The sequence below is a fragment of the Erwinia sp. V90_4 genome, assembly GCF_029967685.1.
GTDB classification, from domain to species: domain Bacteria; phylum Pseudomonadota; class Gammaproteobacteria; order Enterobacterales; family Enterobacteriaceae; genus Erwinia; species Erwinia aphidicola.
In genome coordinates, this window is sequence record NZ_JASCAQ010000044.1 from 15,722 (window position 1) to 37,440 (window position 21,719).

General features: G+C 59.4%; 16 protein-coding genes. 1 reads left to right on the forward strand and 15 read right to left on the reverse strand.

Annotated elements, in window-relative coordinates; translation table 11 throughout:
- Positions 1-142: 142 nt before the first annotated feature.
- The 8 genes from deoA to QLG07_RS11125 form a co-directional block, all read right to left on the reverse strand.
- The gene (gene deoA / locus QLG07_RS11090; protein ID WP_282469219.1) at positions 143-1,462 is read right to left on the reverse strand and encodes a thymidine phosphorylase; all 1,320 of its coding nucleotides are present in this window, start codon (positions 1,460-1,462) and stop codon (positions 143-145) included.
- 175 nt (positions 1,463-1,637) lie between these two features.
- A complete protein-coding gene (deoC, locus tag QLG07_RS11095; protein ID WP_282469220.1) occupies positions 1,638-2,417 on the reverse strand; it encodes a deoxyribose-phosphate aldolase in 780 nt (259 codons plus the stop codon).
- 276 nt (positions 2,418-2,693) lie between these two features.
- A complete protein-coding gene (locus tag QLG07_RS11100; RefSeq protein ID WP_282469221.1) occupies positions 2,694-3,470 on the reverse strand; it encodes a TatD family hydrolase in 777 nt (258 codons plus the stop codon).
- Positions 3,467-4,519, reverse strand: coding sequence for a patatin family protein (locus tag QLG07_RS11105; RefSeq protein ID WP_282469222.1), 1,053 nt, complete (start codon positions 4,517-4,519; stop codon positions 3,467-3,469). The genes QLG07_RS11100 and QLG07_RS11105 overlap by 4 nt, the downstream gene beginning before the upstream one ends.
- A 91-nt stretch (positions 4,520-4,610) precedes the next feature.
- Entirely contained in the window at positions 4,611-4,772 is a 162-nt protein-coding gene (locus QLG07_RS11110; protein WP_072166347.1) for a DUF1328 domain-containing protein, read from the reverse strand.
- Positions 4,773-4,896: 124 nt separating this feature from the next.
- Entirely contained in the window at positions 4,897-5,511 is a 615-nt protein-coding gene (osmY, locus tag QLG07_RS11115; protein WP_048914745.1) for a molecular chaperone OsmY, read from the reverse strand.
- A 276-nt stretch (positions 5,512-5,787) separates the two neighbouring features.
- Positions 5,788-7,377, reverse strand: a complete 1,590-nt coding sequence (gene prfC / locus QLG07_RS11120; protein WP_048914744.1) for a peptide chain release factor 3 — start codon at positions 7,375-7,377, stop codon at positions 5,788-5,790.
- Positions 7,378-7,497: 120 nt separating this feature from the next.
- On the reverse strand, positions 7,498-8,136 hold the full coding sequence (locus tag QLG07_RS11125; protein ID WP_133624629.1) for a DNA-3-methyladenine glycosylase I: 639 nt from the start codon (positions 8,134-8,136) through the stop codon (positions 7,498-7,500).
- Between the two features lie 132 nt (positions 8,137-8,268).
- On the opposite strand from QLG07_RS11125, the gene yghU reads away from it, so the two are divergent.
- The gene (gene yghU, locus QLG07_RS11130; protein ID WP_282469223.1) at positions 8,269-9,120 is read left to right on the forward strand and encodes a glutathione-dependent disulfide-bond oxidoreductase; all 852 of its coding nucleotides are present in this window, start codon (positions 8,269-8,271) and stop codon (positions 9,118-9,120) included.
- A gap of 120 nt (positions 9,121-9,240) precedes the next feature.
- On the opposite strand, the gene QLG07_RS11135 is transcribed toward yghU, so the two are convergent.
- The 7 genes from QLG07_RS11135 to tssH form a co-directional block, all read right to left on the reverse strand.
- Complete coding sequence (locus QLG07_RS11135) at positions 9,241-9,528, reverse strand: hypothetical protein (protein ID WP_187497924.1); 288 nt, start codon at positions 9,526-9,528, stop codon at positions 9,241-9,243.
- 106 nt (positions 9,529-9,634) lie between these two features.
- On the reverse strand, positions 9,635-10,618 hold the full coding sequence (locus QLG07_RS11140; protein ID WP_282469224.1) for a hypothetical protein: 984 nt from the start codon (positions 10,616-10,618) through the stop codon (positions 9,635-9,637).
- Positions 10,618-15,204, reverse strand: a complete 4,587-nt coding sequence (locus QLG07_RS11145; RefSeq protein WP_282469225.1) for an RHS repeat-associated core domain-containing protein — start codon at positions 15,202-15,204, stop codon at positions 10,618-10,620. Before QLG07_RS11145 ends, QLG07_RS11140 begins: the two co-directional genes overlap by 1 nt.
- A gap of 3 nt (positions 15,205-15,207) precedes the next feature.
- A complete protein-coding gene (locus tag QLG07_RS11150; RefSeq protein WP_282469226.1) occupies positions 15,208-15,642 on the reverse strand; it encodes a DcrB-related protein in 435 nt (144 codons plus the stop codon).
- Positions 15,639-17,570, reverse strand: a complete 1,932-nt coding sequence (gene tssI / locus QLG07_RS11155) for a type VI secretion system tip protein TssI/VgrG (RefSeq protein WP_133624647.1) — start codon at positions 17,568-17,570, stop codon at positions 15,639-15,641. The genes QLG07_RS11150 and tssI overlap by 4 nt, the downstream gene beginning before the upstream one ends.
- A gap of 46 nt (positions 17,571-17,616) precedes the next feature.
- The gene (locus tag QLG07_RS11160; protein ID WP_282469227.1) at positions 17,617-19,050 is read right to left on the reverse strand and encodes a serine/threonine-protein kinase; all 1,434 of its coding nucleotides are present in this window, start codon (positions 19,048-19,050) and stop codon (positions 17,617-17,619) included.
- Positions 19,051-19,071: 21 nt separating this feature from the next.
- A complete protein-coding gene (gene tssH, locus QLG07_RS11165) occupies positions 19,072-21,684 on the reverse strand; it encodes a type VI secretion system ATPase TssH (RefSeq protein WP_282469228.1) in 2,613 nt (870 codons plus the stop codon).
- Positions 21,685-21,719 lie beyond the last annotated feature (35 nt).

A 21,719-nucleotide genomic window follows, 5' to 3' on the forward strand; every position in this document is an offset into this window, starting at 1 on the left:
AGAACAGAATACTCGTAATACCCGTCATCCTTCAAGCTGCAGATGCGTTGGCTTCCCCCGCTCACCCCAGTCACATAGTTGTCTATGCTCCGGGGACTCGCGGGCTTGCCGCCTTCCTGCAGCCCGAAATATTTAGGGTAACTCAGGAGATTCTGCGATAGATAACCGGCGTTACCTGCGGCTGTTCACTGCCCACCGCCACCGCGCGCTTCACGGCGGCGGCGGCTTCCTGCCAGCTGGCTTCCGTCGCCGCGTGGATCACTGCCAGCGGGCGCTGCGCATCAACGCTGTCGCCCAGCTGCGCCATCTCGCTGAAGCCAACGCTGTAATCAATGCTGTCGCTGGCACGACGACGCCCGCCGCCCATCGATACCACGGCCATTCCCAGCGCGCGCGTATCCATGGCACCGACGATCCCCGGCCGGTCGGCATACACCGCTTTGCTCAGCATCGGCGCGGGCAGGTAGTGGTCCATCCGCTCGATAAAGTCCAGCGGACCTTTTTGCGCCGCCACCATGCGGCCGAAGACTTCGGCGGCACGGCCATTGTCCAGCACCGCCTGCAGCTTCGCCTGCGCCTCCTGCGCCGTTGCGGCCAGGCCGCCGGAGATCAGCATTTCGCTGCACAGCGCCATCGTCACCTCCAGCAGGCGCGGGTTGCGGTAAGCCCCGGTGAGGAACTGCACCGCTTCGCGCACTTCCAGCGCATTGCCGGCGCTGGAGGCCAGCACCTGGTTCATATCGGTCAGCAGCGCGGTGGTTTTGCAACCCGCGCCGTTGGCCACGCCGACTATCGCCTGCGCCAGCGATTCCGACAGTTCATAGGTCGGCATAAACGCGCCGGACCCCACTTTCACATCCATCACCAGTGCATCCAGCCCTTCAGCCAGTTTTTTCGCGAGGATCGAGGCGGTAATCAGCGGAATAGAGTCGACGGTCGCGGTGATATCGCGCGTGGCGTAGAAGCGTTTATCCGCCGGCGCCAGCGAGTTAGTCTGGCCGATAATCGCCACGCCAACGTCTTTAATAATCTGACGGAAGCGGTCATCTTCCGGGAAAATGTCAAAACCGGGGATCGCTTCCAGCTTGTCCAGCGTGCCGCCGGTGTGCCCCAGGCCGCGCCCGGAGATCATCGGCACGTAGCCGCCGCAGGCCGCCACCATCGGGCCCAGCATCAGCGAGGTCACGTCGCCGACGCCGCCGGTGGAGTGCTTATCCACCACCGGGCCATTGAGGTTCAGCGCCTTCCAGTTCAGTACCGAACCAGAATCACGCATCGCCATGGTCAGCGCCACGCGCTCCGGCAGCGACATATCGTGGAAGTAGATGGTCATTGCCAGCGCGGCAATCTGCCCTTCTGACACGGTGTTGTCGCGCACGCCGTTAATAAAGAAGCGGATCTCTTCTTCACTCAGCGCCTGACCATCACGTTTTTTACGAATAATTTCTTGTGGCAGGAACACGCTAACCCCCGGTATTTAAGTTGAAAATCGAACAACGGATTTACGGGCCGGGCATGCCCGGCCCCTGCGGGTAAACAGCACGTTTGCCTGTGCCGCCGTCTCGCATCGGCATGCCCGACGGCGGCGAGTTATGCACCGTCGTAGGGGTCAGGCATGCCTGACCCGCATGCCGGAATTAATATTTGCTGTCGCTGGTTGCACCGCTGTGCCCTGCCGCATTCAGCAGGCTGGCTAACAGGCTGGAAGCGCCAAAGCGGAAATGGCGCGCATCGGCCCACTCCGCCCCCAGGATGTCATCGGCCAGCTTGAGGTAGATCGCCGCATCGTCAGCGGTGCGCACGCCGCCAGCAGGCTTAAAGCCCACCTGCTGCTTCACGCCCTGCTCGGCAATCACGCGCATCATAATCTCTGCGACTTCTGGCGTTGCATTAACCGGCACTTTACCGGTCGAGGTTTTGATAAAGTCCGCACCCGCTTTGATGGCAATTTCGGAGGCTTTACGGATCAGCGCTTCCTCTTTCAGCTCACCGGTTTCAATAATCACTTTTAACAGCACGTTTGCCGCAGAGCAGGCATCTTTACAGGCTTTTACCAGCTCGAAGCCGACGGTTTCATTACCGGCAATCAGCGCACGGTACGGGAATACCACGTCCACTTCGTCCGCGCCGTAAGCGATAGCAGCACGGGTTTCCGCCAGCGCGATATCAATATCGTCGTTGCCGTGTGGGAAGTTGGTGACGGTAGCGATGCGGATATCCGGGGTGCCCTGCTCGCGCAGCGTTTTACGCGCAATCGGAATAAAGCGCGGGTAGATGCAGATGGCGGCGGTGTTTCCGGCCGGGGATTTCGCCTGATGGCACAGCGCGATCACTTTCGCATCGGTGTCATCGTCGTTCAGGGTGGTGAGATCCATCAGCTGCAGCGCGCGCAGCGCCAGAGTTTTTACATCGGACATGGTTGTCTCCAGACAATTTAGCAGCAGGCACGGTCAGCGCACCTGATAATGTTAAAATTATAACAGCCCGTGGCGAGCTATTTTGCGTGTAGTTTCACATTAAAAAGATGACAGTTGCACCATTATTGCATGAATAGTGACACCCATCACAATTTAACCGCATGGCGCCCTAAGCGGCACGCAATAACGCAGCCACAGCCAGCCAGAAGAAAATGTTATAATTATAACATTTCATCTTCAAGCCAAAACAGGTCTCTCAGAAGTGTAGCCCGTGCTTCACAGGCCAAAGAGCGTGCGGGTGTTTTGGCGCAGGGTTTCAGCAATTAGCTCAGGGGATTCGGGGCGCAGTTCACACAGGGCCTGCCACACCTCTTTTACCCGTTCCGGGCGGTTGGGCTGGCCCTGAAAGCCCTGCAGCGGCATATCGGGGGAGTCGGTTTCCAGCAGCAGCGAAGAGAGCGGCAGGCGGGCAAGGGTATTGCGGGTTTTGCTGGCGCGCTCATAGGTGATGGTGCCACCGACGCCAATGGAATATCCGGCGCGAATGAAGGCCAGCGCCTGCTGTTCGCTGCCGGCAAAGCCATGCACCACGCCACGGCGCGGCAGCGCAATGCGCCGCAGGTGCAGCGCCAGCTTGTCATGAGTGCGGCGTGAATGGAGGATCACCGGCAGATCGTAGTCACGCGCCAGCCGCAGCTGCGCATCCAGCAGCGCCTGCTGGCGTTCAAACTGCGGATTGTCGATAAACAGATCGAGGCCGATCTCCCCAATCGCCACCAGCTTTGGCGGGCGTGCTTTTAAATGCTGCTCCAGCGCTGCCAGCTGCGGCTCACCGTGTTCGGCAATCGCCATCGGGTGCATGCCCAGCGCGGCATAGACAGCGTCATGCTGCTTTGCCAGCGCCAGCACGCCGGCAAAGCGCTGCGCCGACACGCCCACCGCAATGATCTTCTCCACCCCGGCAGCGGCGGCACGCGCCAGGCTGGCGGCCTCGTCACCGACAAACGGCGGAAAATCAAAGTGACAGTGGGTATCGACAAAACGCATTGTCATGCCAGCGATCCTTTATCGTAATCGGTTTCATTACCCACCAGCGGGTCGACAATAATCCCCTGGCGATCAGGCTCATTCGCCACCGGCGCAGGTGGCACCACGATATGACGACGCACCACGCTGTCACCGCCATTCAGCCACTGGCCGACGGTGGCGAGGAAGTAACGCCCGCAGCGGCGGCCCAGATGATAATCTTTATTCAGTGAGGCGACCCGGCTGCCGAGCGCCATACTGGCGAGCGGGCGCGGCGGGTAGATCTCAATAATGCGCAGATTATCCGGCGGGTTATCGATAAAGCTCTGAATTTGGTGATAGCTCTCTTCGTGCACCTGCATAATGTTGATCAGCGGCTGCAAAGCGCCCTCACTCAGCCAGCGCTCCACGCGCTTCAGCCACTGCGGAGTATAGGTCATCTGAGAGGGGACCGTGCGGATCACCACAATGGTATCTGCCCCGCGCCGCGCCGCTTCACGCACCGGGATCGCATCACGGATACCGCCGTCCAGATAGCTGACGCCCGCCAGATCCACCCCGGGGCGATAAAAACCGGGAATAGCGCTGGAGGCTTTAATAATATCGTGCCAGTTATCCGCCGTCGGCGCGAAGTAGCTTGGGGTGTAGTCGTCGCTACGGCAGGCGCACATATAAAATTCGCGCCCGTCAGCAAACATTTTTTCGGCAGCGCTGAGCGCCAGCGGGAACTCAGAACGGGTAATATCCACCAGCCAGTCGAGATCGATCAAGTGACCACCGCGCACAAAGCGCATCGGGTCAAAAAACAGTTTACTGGTGGTGTAGCGGGTGATGACGCGCCGCGCGTAGCCGGGCTGTGCGCAGACGAAAGCGGAAAGGTTTTGTGCCCCGGCGGAGGTGCCGAGCATCAGGTCGAAAGGATTGAAGTGAGCACGCTGAAACTCATCCAGCACTCCCGCGGTAAAGATACCGCGCTGCCCACCCCCTTCGCACACCAGAGCAATTCTGCCCGGGGTGAAAGGTTTTAACGCCAGCGGCTCAATATTGCCGAGGGTTATCGGGATGCGTATGCCCAAGCCAGGTATCCTCTCAGATGAAAAAGAGAGGATACCTGTTATCAGTCAAATCTGTGAGGCGCTTCTTGCTCTCAGATGTAACGTTTGGAAACTAGAGTTTTTTACGACCGGTAAACAGGCTGACCAGGAAGATAATGATACCGACAACGAAGACAATTTTTGCTGCCCATGCTGCTGTACCAGCCAGACCACCAAACCCTAACGCAGCTGCAATCAGTGCGATAATCAGGAAGATAATACCCCAACGAAACATAAGCCTCTCCTTACCAGTAGTGTATTCAAACTGTTTTTATCATTCAGCTCACGGCTTGTGGCTGAACGTTATTCTTTGCAGGTCTGACAGTGGTGGCCCCCGCAGAGCGAAGGCCGCCGGGTAATTACGATTTAACCACTAAATCGTTTTTAACACTTTTCACGCCATCAATGGCCTTGGCAATACCTTCAGCGCGTTCTGACTGCGCCTGCGTTTTCACCGTACCGGACAGCTGCACCACGCCATTGGTGGTTTCCACTTTCACATTACGTGACGGTACGATGTCATCTGCTAACAGTTTAGCTTTAATTTCAGAGGTTGTTGCCGTATCTCCAGCGTAACCTTTCATTGTCTGCTTAGTGCTGTCTTTTACGTGTAGTTTGTCGCTAACCGATTTCACGCCTTCAACTTTACCCGCGACCGCTACAGCCTTCTCGGCCTGGTCCTGGGAAGTCACGAAGCCGTTCAGAGTGACAACGCCACTGTGGGTTTCGACAGAAATATCGGTACTTTTAATCGCTTCGTCATCGACCAGGGCTGCTTTCACCTTCGCCGTTACGCCGCTGTCGTCCATGTAGCCACCGACTTTTTTCATTGAGCTATCGATTTTCGAACCCGCGCTGTCGGCGGTAGACTCCGCTTTCCCCGTCATAGTGTCCGCTGCCATCGCAGAGCCACCAGCCAGTACCGAACCTACCATTACCGCCATCAGAGTTTTTGCAATCTTAGTGTTGATCATCGATTCGTTCCTTTTGATTAGTACCACTCACAACGGTGAGCTTTTCAGCCACAAACGGCGTGGCTGTAGTTGTCGGCCAGATGGAGCTTAGCCCGTGAACGTTGCAGCAACCGCGCCGCATATTTTGCGTCCTGTAGAAATCAATATAGACGGTAATCAGGATTTCACCGGGGATAGTGGTTGAATTGATGGATAAAGCAGCAGAAAAGAGAGTGTTTAGGAGGAGTCTGTAAGATTATAGGGGCCGATCTTTTTTTTCGATCGGCCCTAAGAAGATTAATGCTCGCGGGTTTTACGGAACACCACGTCAGGATAACGCTCCTGGGTAATGTTGAGGTTCACCATGGTTGGCGCGATGTAGGTCAGGTTATCGCCGCCGTCGAGCGCCAGGTTAACTTCATTCTTACGCTGGAACTCATCAAACTTCTTCGCGTCGCTGCACTCTACCCAGCGGGCGGTAGAGACGTTAATCGCTTCGTAGATCGCTTCCACGTTGTATTCGCTTTTCAGGCGCGCAACCACCACGTCGAACTGCAGGACACCCACCGCGCCCACGATCAGATCGTTGTTGTGGACCGGGCGGAAAACCTGCACGGCGCCCTCTTCCGACAGCTGCACCAGCCCTTTCAGCAGCTGTTTCTGCTTCAGCGGGTCGCGCAGGCGAATGCGGCGGAACAGCTCAGGGGCGAAGTTCGGAATACCGGTGAACTTCATGTTCTCACCCTGGGTAAAGGTGTCGCCGATCTGGATGGTGCCGTGGTTGTGCAGGCCAATAATATCGCCCGGATAGGCCTCTTCCACGTGCGAACGGTCACCGGCCATAAAGGTCAGCGCGTCGGCGATGGTGACATCTTTACCGGTGCGCACCTGGCGCAGCTTCATGCCTTTTTCATATTTACCGGACACCACGCGCATAAATGCCACGCGGTCGCGGTGTTTCGGGTCCATATTGGCCTGAATCTTAAACACGAAGCCGGTAAATTTCTCATCGGCAGCGGTGACGGTGCGCAGATCGGTATCGCGCGGCATCGGCGATGGCGCCCACTCAACCAGCCCGTCGAGCATATGGTCAACGCCAAAGTTACCCAGCGCAGTCCCGAAGAACACCGGGGTCAGCTGGCCTGCCAGGAACAGCTCGCGGTCAAACTCGTGCGATGCGCCCTGCACCAGCTCCAGCTCGTCGCGCAGCTGACCGGCGAGATCTTCACCGATGGCGGCGTCCAGCTCCGGGTTATCCAGCCCTTTAACCACGCGCACTTCCTGAATGGTATGACCCTTACCGGTCTGGTACAGGTAGGTTTCATTTTTATACAGGTGGTAAACGCCCTTAAACAGCTTGCCGCAGCCGATTGGCCAGGTGATTGGCGCACAGGCGATTTTCAGCTCGCTCTCAACTTCGTCCATCACTTCCATTGGGTCGCGGATGTCACGGTCGAGCTTGTTCATAAAGGTCAGGATCGGCGTGTCGCGCAGACGGGTCACTTCCATCAGCTTACGGGTACGATCCTCAACGCCTTTCGCGGCGTCGATCACCATCAGACAGCAGTCAACCGCCGTCAGAGTACGGTAAGTATCTTCGGAGAAGTCTTCGTGCCCCGGGGTGTCCAGCAGGTTGACCAGGCTATCGCGATAGGGGAACTGCATCACCGAGGTAGTAATGGAGATACCACGCTGTTTTTCCATCTCCATCCAGTCGGACTTGGCGTGCTGGTTGGAGCCGCGGCCTTTTACCGTACCGGCGGTCTGGATCGCCTGTCCGAACAGCAGCACTTTTTCAGTGATGGTGGTTTTACCGGCATCCGGGTGCGAGATGATGGCAAAAGTGCGGCGGCGAGCCACCTCTTGCATAAAGGGTGCATTTGACATGAAAATTCTTCTACAGATGATGAATCATTAATGGCCGGCATTTTCGCCGATCCCGGCGTGAGAAACAATGAACAACGGCGCTTATTCAGCCGAATGGCCGACAAACGCCGTAAACAGCGGTCAGGACGGTCTTATCGCAGCCGATCGTTCGGCCTCGCACTCGGCCCGAATGCAGCAGCCTGCCAGATGATCGTTCACCAGCCCGAGCGCCTGCATCAGCGAGTAGGTCGCCACCGGCCCCACCCACGTCCAGCCGCGTTTTTTTAGCGCTTTTGACATCGCCTGCGCTTCCGGGCAGGTTTTCACCGTCTGCCAGTACGCCAGGTCAACCTGCGCCGGGCGCTGGTCCGCCGCAGGCTCAAACTGCCAGAACCACGCCGCCAGCGAACCCGCTTCGTCCACCAGCTCGATGGCACGCTGCGCGTTATTAATGGTCGAGAGGATTTTAGCGCGGTTGCGCACGATGCCCTTATCCGCCATTAGCCGGGCGATATCCTCATCGTCGAAGCGCGCTACCTGGCGAAAATCAAAACCGGCAAACGCCCGGCGGAAGTTATCGCGCTTGTTATAAATCATCTTCCACGACATGCCGGAGAGAAATCCTTCCAGGCACACTTTTTCAAACAGCAGGATGTCATCCACCACCACCCGCCCCCACTCGCTATCGTGGTAATGCGGCATGGCAGGCTGCCAGGCACAGCAGGTGCGCCCGTCTGCGCTTAGGGTCAGCCCTGAAGCGGCAAGATCCACGTTATCCATTTAACGCTCTCCTTGTTTAACAGTGCTCTTTGAGGGTAAACGCCAACGCGCACGCAATGCTATACCTAATCGCATAATCCAACCTGTTCAACTACGTTTACTCCATTCCCACTTAACAAGGCCGTGTAAATTATGAGCGATAAAGAGTATCAGCCAGCAAAAGTCTGGAGCGAAAACAAAGCCCTCGGCGGCACCTGGGGCAGCATCAACCGCCCGACTGCCGGAGCGCGCTTTGACGCCGAACTGCCGGTCGGCAAGCACCCGCTACAGCTCTATTCGATGGGCACGCCGAACGGCCAGAAGGTGACTATCCTGCTGGAAGAGCTGCTGGCGTTAAACGTGCAGGGTGCGGAGTATGACGCGCACCTGATCCGCATCGGCGACAGCGACCAGTTCTCCTCCGGTTTCGTTGCGCTGAACCCGAACTCGAAAATCCCGGCGCTGCTCGACACCACCACCATTCCCGGTACCCGCGTATTTGAGTCCGGCGCTATCCTGCTTTACCTCGCCGAGAAGTTTGGCCACTTCCTGCCGAAAGACCCGGCAGCGCGCACCGAAACGCTGAACTGGCTGTTCTGGCTGCAGGGCGCTGCGCCTTACCTGGGCGGTGGCTTTGGCCACTTCTACACCTATGCACCGGTGAAAATCGAATACGCTATCGACCGCTTCACCATGGAAGCCAAGCGACAGCTCGACCTGCTCGACCAGCAGCTGGCGAAGCATCGTTATATTGCCGGGGATGATTACACGATTGCCGATATGGCGGTGTGGCCGTGGTACGGCGCGCTGGTGAAGGGGCTGATGTATGAGGCGGCGGAGTTTATTGATGCAGCATCGTACAAAAATCTGCTGCGCTGGACCGACGAAGTGGCAGCCCGCCCGGCGGTGAAACGCGGCCGCGTGGTTAACCGCACCTGGGGCCCGGAGAACGAGCAGCTGGCGGAGCGCCACGACGCGCAGGACTTTGCTAAGCTGGGGCTGTAAGAGCGGCAGAGGGCGGCCTGAGCCAGGCCGCCCAATCCCATCGGCATTTTGCCTTAAGCCTCACGGAGAGATACCGGCCGTGCCGTATAGAGTGGGATGTCGTGCTCACCGATAAGATGATTAATCAATGACTTTTATTTTAAGCGGCCTGACTTTGCTATATAACCACAGCCCGATAAAAGCCAGGGTACCAAAAATAGCAGTAAATCCCACCGTGATGAGCAGGCCACTAAACAGAGAAACAGGTAATGCAGCAATACCCGTAATGAGTTTATCGTTAAATTTCACCACGCCTGCACCGAATATACCGGCTATGCCAATGATGGTGGACAATACCATTATTGACACCCCAAAGCCTATCAGCATCAGTTTGTATATTACCAGGCTACTGATTTTTTTATCGTTCATTAGCTATCCTTATTGCTATAGTTGAAGAAACACCTGCGTAAATTTAATCACACTATCCTACTTTGGCATAATCTTCCTGCTTTAGCATCCATTCACTTTGAGATAATCAAAGCTCTAGTATATTTGACTGAAGCAAAGGACTTACCGTATCACCCTCATTACACACACGTTCTATTTTGAATGTGGGAATTGGGTAGTCACTATCACTTTGCGACACAGCATTTTTAACATATAATTTAATTGAAACATATTCACCCTGGCCATCAATGTCGATAACTGGCCATTTTTTATCTTTGCATGAAGACCAATCTCTCAACTCATTTCCAGGAATTACAGATACCTGCTTAAACTCATTTTTAAATTTATAAAACCCAGAATAATTTGTATATTCGCCTAACAAGGCTACAGTATCCAAATCAGAAGCTGAATTAATATAGTATACCCATGGCGTATGCCCCCAACTAAGGATCATCAAACCTTCATCAAATAATTCATTCGCTAATTCAGTTGTTGTAAACTCTTCGACAAGATCGTTTGATGCATCTTTCATAGAGACATAGCGATCAAACATTTCTATATCAACAATTGCAAACCCTAAAGTACCGTAAGCGTCAAACACCTGCCGATGTTGTTTGCCAACCTTTTTTGAACGACTATCATCAGAATAAATGACATATAAATTTAATACTTTAGACATTTCGACAAGATCTTTCTTTGTTTCAGGAACAACGCCTGTGGCTACGTAGGGTATGTCTACTGCGCTACAGATCAAAGGGGTCTTGTTTGAGCCATTATTTAGCAAGATCGATTCATCGAGGAAGTTATTTATTATATTATTAGTAGTTTTTATTTCTAACCTAAATGCTGAACTGATAATACCCACATCAAAAAAACAAGGATTTTCTTTCAGAGATACCAAGCTCTGACTAATACACCCGACGTCTTCAATATTGACTATAACCTTACCTTTAAAACCATCAGGAATAAATTTTTTTAGATCAACACTAGCTTCATCACTTCCTTCTGGAATTAATTTTAAATTTTCGATTGAAGCTGCGCTGTCTACTGCATAAACTGTTCTGGCACTCATCACCTACCTCCACATCTAATTTTCTTCGCCCATTTTTTGGTTACATCCCAAGCCTCAGAAGCAGTTACATTCTTAGCTAATAACTCACCTTTGTTTCCAGAGGATGTTATTAAATGCACATCTCCTCTAATTTTTTTCAGCTCGGGATTATTGTAATGCGTTTCGAGGGATTTTATCCACTGTTCTTTAGACATGCCCGATTTAATAACCGCAGATGGTTTAACTAAGGGCTTAGTTTTTGTTCCAATGCCATTATAGCCATGCATTGCACTATGCTCGATGTTAGTCCATTGGTTTTCATCCCAATACATTGCGGGAACACCTGTTTGAGAATTAAACGGTGCAATATCTAGATGAGTTGCTACCTCATGAGGGACCATATGATGGCCTTGATTTACTGGATTACTCAGTGGCATTAAGCCAAGAGGATCTATGATAGTCAGCGGGTCCGGCACATAAGCATAGGTATTCAGCCCCCCCGCCAGCCCTATCGGGTCCAGCTGGGTAAATCTTCCTGCCACCGGGTCGTAGTAGCGGAATAAATTGTAGTGAAGCCCGGTCTCCGCGTCAAAATACTGCCCCTGAAAGCGCAGGTTCTGCTTGAGCCCGCGCGGGCTGCTCTCGCGCTCCGTTTCCCCCCAGGTGGAGAAACTCCCCTGCCACACCACCTCGCCATACTGGTCGGTCATGCGCTCCGGCAGGCCGTTCAGCTCGCTGTGATACCAGTACGTTTCGCTGCTCTCGCCCACGCTGTCCACCCGCGCCAGCGGCTCCCAGCCGCCCTCCGCATAGATATACTGCGTGCTGCGCGCAGGCTGACGGCTGCTCTGCTCGCCGACCATCTGCAGGCCGGTCCAGTGGAAAGTGACAATCTCGGCATCATCCGGTGACTCGCCGTGGCGATGCAGGATCTTCTGCGTACGCCGCCCCAGCAGGTCGTAGCGGTAGGCCACCCGGCTGAACTCGCGGTGGCCGCTCAGGGTCACCTCCGACACGCGGTGCTCGTCGTCCCAGGCGAAATGCTGCTCCACGCCGTCGCGCGCGGCGCGGCGCCACGTCAGGCGGCCAAAGCCGTCATACTGCCAGCGCGCCCCCTTCAGCCGCTGCAGCAGGTTGTGCCACACCACCTGCCCCGGTGCATCGGTGCGGTTGCCCGCCGGGTCGTAGTGGAAGCGCTCCTCCTGCTGCGGGCGCAGCCTGCGCGTCACCTGCCCTTCGGCATCGTAGCCAAAGCGCTGCTGCGCAAACGGCGCTTCGCCGTCGGCGCTGACGCCGTTAATCAGCGTCTGCTGCGCCACCTGGTCAAGCCGGTCCCACTGATAGCGGCGTTCCAGCACCGGGCTGCGCCGCATCACAATGCGCCCGACGCGGTCATAGCGCGTCTCCAGGCTCAGCGCGCCCTGGCTGCGCACGATCTCGCGATGCAGCGCGTCGCGCTGATAAGCCGTAATTTCCTGGTTCTGCCCGGCGTGCTGCAGGTTGAGCTGCAGCAGGTGCCCGCTGCCGTAACGCAGGAAATTCAGCGCCCGACCATCGGGGCGGCTGCTCTGGCTGAGGTTGCCCAGCGCATCATACTGATACTGCCACAGGCCGCCGTGATTCTCCTCGCTCAGCAGGTTGCCGAGCGCGTCGCGGGTAAAGTTCAGCTCTTCCGCCCACGCTACCGCCTGGCCCGCAGACTGCGCCTGCTGCCACTGTGCCAGCGCCACTTTGCGCAGCGTGATGCCACGCGGCTGATACCGGTACTCGGTGCGGTGCTCCGCCGTCTGCCGGGCGGTGATGCGGCCCAGCGCGTCATACTCCATCTTTGTGCTGTGTGCGGCCAGTGCTTCGCCCGCCTGCAGCAGCGGCTGCTGGGTTATCTCAACCACCTGGCCCTGCTGGTCATAGCGATAGCGCTTACGCCGCCCGGCGTAGTCAGTCTGCGCCAGCAGGCGATCGCCGCTGTCGTACTCAAACTGCCAGCGGTCGCTGTTGGCGTTGATCAATCCGGTCATGCGGCCAAAGCGATCGTACTGGTAACGGGTGACGTGCCCGGCGGGGCTGATCTCGCTGACAATCTGCCCGCGCACGTTGCGTTTTACCTTACGCTCGCTGAAGCCGTCAATATTCTCGCCGGTCAGTAGCCCGGCGGCATCGTACTCGTAAAGCGTCTCGCGCCCGTCCGGGCGGATCAACCGCTGCAAACGGCCCGCCGCGCTCCAGCGGTAGCGCGTGCAGTTACCGGCAGCGTCGGTGTGCGCTGCCAGCCGTCCGGCGGCATCATACTGGTTATGGCTCTGGTAGCCCGAGCAGTCCTCGTCATGCAGCAGCTGGCCGCGCTCATCCCAGGCGTAGCGGTGCGTATTCTCCAGCGCATCAATCGTGCAGGTCAGGTCGCCCTGCGCGTTCCACTGATAGCGCGTCACGGCACCCTGCGGATCGGTTACCGCCACCACATCGCCCAGCGCGCTGTACTGATACTGCCAGGCGGCACCGTCCGGCATGACCTCCTGCTCCGGCAGCGCCCACACCGGGTGCCAGACGGTCAGCGTCGAGCGCCCCAGCGGATCTTTCACCTGCGTCAGGTTGGCGCGCTCGTCGTAGCCATACTCCCAGCGCTCACCCTGCGGGCCGGTGGTGCTGAGCAGCAGTTCGCCCTGCGCCGCCCAGCGATAACGCCACTCCGCGCCGTAGCTGTCGGTATAGTGAGTAATACGGTACAGCGCATCCCAGCGATGCTCGCTGCTGCCCCCTGAAAGGCAGGTGACGGTGGCGCTGCGCGCCTGTTCATCCGCATCGATCAGCCAGTGCTCAAGGCTCTGTTCGCCATCAAGAACCTGATATTCGCTGACGCGCCAGTTCTCGCCGTCGGCGGCGGGCCGCCACTGATAGGCCACCGTCAGGCCGGTGGCGTAGCTGTGCGAGGCCAGCAGATCGCTGGCGCGATCCCAGCCAAAGCAGCGGGTGGTGATGCCGTCCGCATCCTGCACCGCAATCAGCTGCCCCTGCGGGTTGTAGGCATAGCGCACCCGCAGCTGCGGCGCGCCGTCTACCTGCTGATGCACCGCCGCCAGCCGCCCGTGAGCATTCTCATAGCTGAGGCGCACTTCCAGCGCCTCATTGTCGCTGGCGATGGAAACCAGCTGCCCGGCGTCGTTCCAGCTGAAGTGCAGGCAGTTATCGTGGCGATCGTACTGGCGCGCAATGCGCCACTCGCCTTCGCGGGTCGGGTCCGGCTCGTAGAGGAAAAACTCCCCCTGCGCGGTCTGCATCACCACCACGCCCTGCAGGGTGCAGTACAGGGTAAAGCCATCTTCATGGAACTGGATCACATCGCCTGGGCGCACTTCGCCCAGCCCCAGCTCGCGCCCGGACATATCGCGCCAGAGAAAATGCAGCGTACCGTCCGCTGCCTGCACGCGCAGCAGGCGGGTCTCAAACGGCAGCATCCAGCCGCTGCCCAGCATCCCGCTGGCGCGGTTGCGGCTATGGTAGATGCGCTGCCAGTAGAGCGGGATACGGTCCTGCAGCACAAAGTCGAGATCTTCCTGCCCGGCGAGGATCTTCGACCCCAGCGCAATATTGACCGGGTGCGCGGTCGCCATGGCGTTCTGCGCCAGCCTGCCAACGGCCGCCGCCGCCGCGTTCCCCACCGCTTCACCGCCGATGGCGCAGGCGGTTTTACGCACCGCCAGGCGCGCCATCAGGCGACTGACCGAGCGGTCAAGCATCTGCACGCCCAGCTGCCCCAGCTCCTTGCCGAGTCCGCCGCCAATCAGGTTGCCGGCAAAGTAGGCGAGGAAATTTTTACCGCTGCGGATGTCGCGCACCACGATGCTGTCGCCGCCGATGCGCACGCGCGGGTCGTCAGCAACTTCTATCTTCGCCTCGCAGGTGCTGCGGTGACCGTTGCGCACCGCCGGGTGGCCGTTAATCAGTACGCGCTTTGAGCCTTCCGCAAGAAAGTTTTCACTCTCCACCATATGCCCTTTGCTGCACGCCACGGTATCTTTATCCGCCGGAGTCGCATAGGGGCTGGCGCTGGCCACGGTCGGCTGAACAATGTCCTGGCCGACGTTTTTGAAGAAGTTGCCTACCGAATCGGCGTTGATGCTGCTGATACTCTCGCCCAGTGCGCTGAGAAAAGCCCCCGGATGGCGCACGGTATCGGCCACGCTGGTGGCCATCGCCATAGCAATCGCCAGCGCGCCCGGCTCATCTTCCGCTTTCGGGGCCGGGGCGTTGAGAAAATCATGGTCGACTTTACCCGCCGCACGCGCCGCTTTTTTGCCCTTTATCAGCACGTTATCGGAACCGCTGGTAATCAGCGCATCCGGCGGGCCACGCATGCCGAGGGTATCCAGCAGGCCATCAACGGCGTCACTGACCATGCTGCCGATGCGCTCCGGAAAACCGTTGACCATCGCCCCCACCACCAGCGCGGCGCCAATCGCCACGCCGACACCGCTGGCGGCCATCGCCGCCCCGGCGGAGAACACCGCCAGATAGATCGCGCCTTCCACCAGCCCGGCGGCGAAGTCCCCCAGCAGCGAGCTGTGGACCAGCGGGTCGTCGATGCGCGCTGCGATTAACTCATCCGCCATCGCTTACGCCTCCCCGCCCGGCAACGGAGTGAATCCCTGACGGATCCCCTCCCAGGTGGCCAGCGCCGCCGCATCGAACTCGCCGCTGCAGCTAAACGTCACCGCCAGCAGATGCGTAGGCAGCATGACCACCAGCAGTTTCTGTGCCACGCGCACGCCCTGCGTCTCAAAGCGCATAGTGATTTCACGGGCGGGCAGCGGCCCGAAATGGCTCTCCTGCGGCTCAGCGCCGGAAAACTTCTTCATATCTCGCTTAACTTTGGCAATCTGCTGGTCGATAAAAGCCTGCTCGTCGCCGGCTTTCACCTCCCACGCGCGCGTCAGCACCAGCGTGGCGCGGCTTGCTGGCAGGCGCAGAATGGTCACGCTCTGATCCTGCGCCACTTCCGGCAGCGTCAGGGTGCCTTCCGACAGGTGAAATTCGACTGGCTGGCTCATGAGTTGCTCCCTGAGTTGTTAAAGGCATCCTTCACTTTGGCGGTGATATCCGCCGGGGTTGGCTGCTGCGGGGCGGCCTGCGCGGGTTGCTTGACGTTGAGATCCAGCGTACCGCCGGTATTGATCTCGCCCTGCTGCGAGGCATTTATCTGGAAGTTAAGGCACTGCAGCGAGATGGTGCCGTTCGGGTCGAGGATCAGCATGCTGTCGCCGCTCAGCAGGCGAATGCCCTGACCTGAAGAGAGCAGGATCGCGCCCTGGCTATCAAGGCTGTAATCGCCGCCCACCAGCTCGCTGCGGTTCAGCTGGGTGGCATGGTTGTAGAGGCCACTCACCTTGCCGTCAAAGCTTTTTGCCACCGCCAGCGTCTGGTTACCGCCAACCGAGCGCGTCTCATCATTTTTAACGGTGGTATCCATATTGCGCTCGGCCTGCACCCACAGCTGCTCCTCACCCGCTTTATCTTCAAAACGCAGGGCGTTGGCGTTATCCGGGGTACCGTCTTTTGAGCGGCTCATAAAGCCCATCTGCGTGGCGGCGGCGGGCAGCGCCCACGGCGGCATGCTGGCTTCGTTGTACACGCGCCCGGTGATAATCGGCCGGTCCGGGTCGCCGTTGATAAAGTCGATCACCACCTCGTCATTAACGCGCGGGATCTGCACCCCGCCAAATCCCTGGCCCGCCCACGCGCTCGACACGCGCACCCAGCACGAGCTGGTGTCGTCGCCCTTCGCGTGACGGTCCCAGTGAAACTTCACCTTCACCCGGCCATATTTGTCGGTCCAGATTGATTCACCCTGCGGCCCCACCACCTTCGCCGTCTGCGGACCGTGGGTGCGCGGCCACGCGGTGCGCTGCGCCGAGCGGAACTGCGTACTGGACGGGATCACCGTCAGCCACACCGTGTGGTTGCTCTCGCCCCCGCCGGACGCGTAGCTGTTCTCTTCAAAGTGGTACAGCGCGCTGAGGATCAGGTAGTCGTCGGCGTCGCTGGCGAACGGCGGGTTGCTCAGCGTGAAGGTGCAGCCCGGCACGATGCCGGTCGAGGTCGCCTTGGCGTCGATGCGCTGGTGCTCCGCCTGCCACTCCTCCTGGCGGATGCGCGCGTAAAACTCGCCGTGGCTGTGCTCAACAAAGCGCCCCGGCCACTCGTAGTAGTCAATCTTGCCCGGCTGCGGCGACGACGGGTTCTGCCGCGCCTGGAACATCCACGCGTTCGGCTTGCGGAAGTCGTAGTCGTCCAGGCTGTAGATGCCCGGCGTGACCCGCTCGGCTATCGACCATGCGCCAATCCCCTCTTCATCCGTCGAGCCGCCGGAGGCGGTGGCGTGATAGGGGATCGCCTCATAGCCGGCGAACGGCTGGTGCTGCTGCGGCGCGTCGAACATCACCAGCGTGTGCTGCTCCGCGTCGTGGCGGAAGAAGAAGTAGATCCCCTCCAGCTCCATCAGGCGCGAGATAAAGTCGTAGCTGCTCTCCTGGTACTGCACGCAGTACTCCCACGTGCGGTAGTCGCCCGCCAGCCTGTCCTCCACGTTGACCCCGTACTCGCCGAGCACGGTTTTGATGATGTCCGGCAGCCGCTGGTTCTGGAAGATGCGCTGGTTGCGGTCGCGCTTCAGCGGCCACAGGTCGGACTCCATCACCAGGGTATACACCGCGTAGCGCGTACCGTTCAGGTCGGCGCTGTGCACCTTCACCGAGGTGATTTTGCCATTCAGGTAGCGCGGCGCGGCGGCCAGCGCGGTGGTGGGAATGGTCAGCGTGATCGGCTGGCCGAGCATCGCCCGGCGGTCAAGGCGCGCGTCGGTGCTGAGCAGCGTCACGGTCAGCTCAAAGCTGCGCGAGACCACTTCCATTCCCTCCAGCTTCCAGAACTGCAGGGTGCCGTCTCCGGCGGGGGTGGTGGCGGTAATACGATCAAACATTATCTTGCTCCCTGAATGCGGTGCCCGCACGCGGCGGGCGATAGCGTCAGCTCTGCGGGTTCAGCAGCCACGCACCTTCCTGCTCAATAGTGATGCTCTGACTGCGGGTTTCACCGCGATTCGTGACGTCAAACTGGTAGTTGCCAGGCGGCAGCTGCAGGGTGGCGAAGCCGTTTGGCGACGGCACCAGCGCTTCGGCTTTACCGTTCACCTGCACTTTGTCGCCCGGCTGCAGCCGGATATAGACCTGGGCAATCGGCTCAGGCGGCGGCGGTGCGGCAGCAGGCGTCGCCGCCGCTTCTGGCGCTGCCGCAGCACTGTTAGCGGGCGCGGCATTGCTGGCGGTCTGCTGCGCAGGCGTTTCAGCCGGCGCCTGCGCGGCCACCGGGGCATCATCGCCGCCGGATGAACCCATCAGCACCCCAACGCCGATCCCCACCAGCACCCCGGCCGCCACCAGGCCCGGCAGCATAAAGCGCTGCAGCCTGTTAATCGGGGCGGGCGCTTGCGCTTCTGGCTCAACCGGCACCAGCATGGTGCCCGGTCCGCTGACTTTCACTTCGTGGATCTCGTTGATGTCAGAGACCGGCAGCTCCATCAGTGCGGCAAAGGCATCGACGGTCTGCGGGCGATCTTCCGGGTGCAGCGCCAGCGCCTGGTCAATGGCGTTAAGCAGCGGCAGCGAGTAGCCCGCCGGGCGGCGCTCCGTCAGCGGCTGGTAGCTGTCTTCAATACTGCGCACCACGCTGACGGTCGGCGGCGTGCCGACAATCAGGGTGTGCAGCACCGCGCCAAGCGCATAGATATCGGTCCAGGTGCCCTGCTCGCTCTCGTTGTCGTCGCTGTACTGCTCAATCGGCGCGAAGCCAGGCTTGAGCATGGTTTCGGTTTCGTCAGACAGGTTGCCGATCGCCTTACGCGCCGAGCCAAAGTCGAGCAGCACCGGCACCCCATTATCCTGGATCTGGATGTTATCCAGCGAGATATCACGGTGCAGGTAGCCCTCCTGGTGGATGGCGTTAATCGCGCCAAACAGCGGCGGCAGCAGGCGGCGGATCCAGGCCTCGTCGATGATCTGCGGCCGCTGCTGGTGCAGCTGCGACAGCGTGGTGCCGCTATAAAACGCGGTACACATATAGGCGGTGTCGTTCTGCACCCAGAAGCGCAGCACGTGCAGCAGGTTCGGGTGGTTAAAACGCGCCAGCAGGCGCGCTTCCTGAATAAAGCTGTTCAGCCCGGCGTGAAAGGTTTTACTGAAGTGCTCGCTGCGCAGCACCAGCGTCAGGTCGCTGTTACGCGCCGCCAGTGAGGCGGGCATAAACTCTTTGATGGCGATGGTGCGCTCCAGCTGATGGTCGCGGGCGCGATAGACAATGCCAAAGCCGCCGCCGCCAATCACCTGCTCAATCTCAAACTCATTGAAGCGGTAGCCGACCGGCAGTGCGTTCGGCACCGTGCGGTTGTTATCATGTTCAGACATTATGGATAACTCTCTGATAGCTTAAGCAAATTGACAGTGGAACTCACCTTCAAGCAGTGAGACGTGCAGGCGGCGATACTGTTCGTCGCGCGCGCTGGCAGACAGCAGCATCTGGCTCATTTGCGGCAACAGGGTATTAGTGAGGATGGCGTCAACCATACGGCCGCCGGACTCCACTTCAGTGCAGCGCTGCACAATCTGCGCAATCACGCTGTCGTCGACCACCGAGGCGATACCGTGGTTCTCCTCCAGGCGGCGCTGAATGCGCTGCAGCTGCAGGCGCACAATCTGCGCCAGCATCGCATCGCTCAGCGGGTAGTACGGCACCACCAGCAGGCGACCGAGCAGCGCAGGCGGGAACACCTCCAGCAGCGGCGGGCGCAGCGCCCCGGCCAGCACTTCCGGCTCCGGCATCAGCTCCGGGTCGGCACACATCGCGTCAATCAGCTGGGTGCCGACGTTGGAAGTGAGGATGATAATGGTGTTGCGGAAGTCGATATGCCGTCCTTCGCCATCCTCCATCCAGCCTTTATCAAACACCTGGAAGAAGATCTCGTGCACGTCCGGGTGCGCTTTTTCGATCTCGTCGAGCAGCACCACGCTGTAAGGACGGCGGCGCACCGCCTCGGTCAGCACACCGCCTTCGCCGTAGCCGACATAGCCGGGAGGCGCGCCCTTAAGGGTGGAGACGGTGTGCGCTTCCTGGAATTCGCTCATATTGATGGTGATGATGTTCTGCTCGCCGCCGTACAGCGTCTCTGCCAGCGCCAGCGCGGTCTCGGTTTTACCAACGCCGGACGGGCCGCACAGCATAAACACGCCGACCGGCTTGTTCGGGTCATCAAGCCGCGCGCGCGAGGTACGCACGCGGCGGGCGATCAGCTCCAGCCCGTGGCGCTGACCAATCACCCGCTGGTTGAGGGTATCGGCCAGCTTCAGCACCGCGTCGATCTCGTTTTTCACCATGCGTCCCAGCGGGATGCCGGTCCAGTCGGAAACCACCGCCGCCACCACGTTAGCATCCACCGCGGCAAACAGCAGCGGCGCTTCCCCCTGCAGCTCGCGCAGCGCCTGCTGCTGGGCGCTGAGCTGCTGGTGCAGCGCAGCGCGATCTTCCTCCTCGTCGTCGTGCAGCTGCGCCCGCAGGGCGATAATCGCATCGACCCGCGTCCGCTCCTGCTGCCAGCGCGCGCTCAGCTGGTCGCGCTGTACGGCCAGCTCGCTCAGCTGCTGCTCCAGCGCTGCCACGCGCCCGGCTTCACCCATGCCGAGACGTGCTTCGCGCCCGGCGATATCGCGCTCGATCTCCAGCGCGTGAATGCGGTGCAGGCAGTCTTCCAGCTGCGGCGGCTGCGCGCTCTGGCTGACGGCCACGCGCGCGCAGGCGGTATCTAAAAGCGCCACGGCTTTATCCGGCAGCTGGCGCGCAGGGATGTAGCGGTGCGACAGCTTCACCGCCGCCGCCACCGCTTCATCCAGCAGCAGCACGCGGTGATGCTTCTCCAGCGGGCTGACGGTGCTGCGCAGCATCAGCAGCGCTTTCTCTTCGTCCGGCTCGTGGACCTGTACGGTCTGGAAGCGGCGGGTCAGCGCCGGGTCTTTCTCAATATACTTTTTGTACTCCGCCCAGGTCGTGGCGCCGATGGTGCGCAGCTGGCCGCGCGCCAGCGCTGGCTTCAGCAGGTTGGCGGCATCACCGGTGCCCTGCTGCCCGCCTGCACCGACCAGGGTGTGGATTTCGTCGATAAACAGCACGATCGGCGTCGGGCTGGACTGCACTTCATTAATCAGCGCCTGCAGGCGCGCCTCAAACTCGCCTTTCATCCCTGCGCCCGCCTGCAGCATGCCGATATCCAGCAGCCACAGCTGCACCTCCTGCAGCGGGGCCGGAACGTCGCCGGCGGCGATGCGCAGCGCCAGCCCTTCGACCACGGCGGTTTTACCCACGCCCGCCTCCCCGGTCAGCAGCGGGTTGTTCTGGCGGCGGCGCATCAGGATATCGACCATCTGGCGGATCTCCTCATCACGCCCGGCCACCGGGTCAATCTTGCCGTCGCGCGCGCGCGCCGTCAGGTCCTGCGCATACTGCGCCAGCGTGCCCTGCTGCTGCGGAACGTTACCCGCGTTACCCTGCGGTGCGGCGGCAACCTGCGCCGCCTCTTTGCTGCCGTCGAATACCGCGTCGAACTGCTCCAGCAGCACGTCCATGCTGATGCGGCTGAACTGGGGCGAGATGCCTTTCAGCAGATTGGCGAGGTTGAAGGTTTTCAGCATGCCGATCAGCAGATGGCCGCCGCGGATCTGCTGCACGCCAAACTTCAGCGAGCCGTAAACCCAGGCGCGCTCCACCGCGCTGTCGATATGTTCAGAGAGGTCAGACACCGCGCTGGCCCCGCGCGGCAGCCGATCGAGCGCCGCCACGATATCGCGCGTCAGCGCCTCTTCATCCAGTGAAAAATAGCGGATCAGCTGCTGTAAATCGCCGTCCTGGTGCTGCATCAGCTGATGCAGCCAGTGAACCAGCTCCACATAAGGATTGCCGCGCAGTTTACAAAAGGCGGTGGCGCTTTCCAGAGAGGTAAATAACAGCGTATCCAGTTTGCCGAACAGTACGGCGCGGCTTATCTCTGACATGATTATTCTCAGTGGTTATAGATCTGATGGGATAG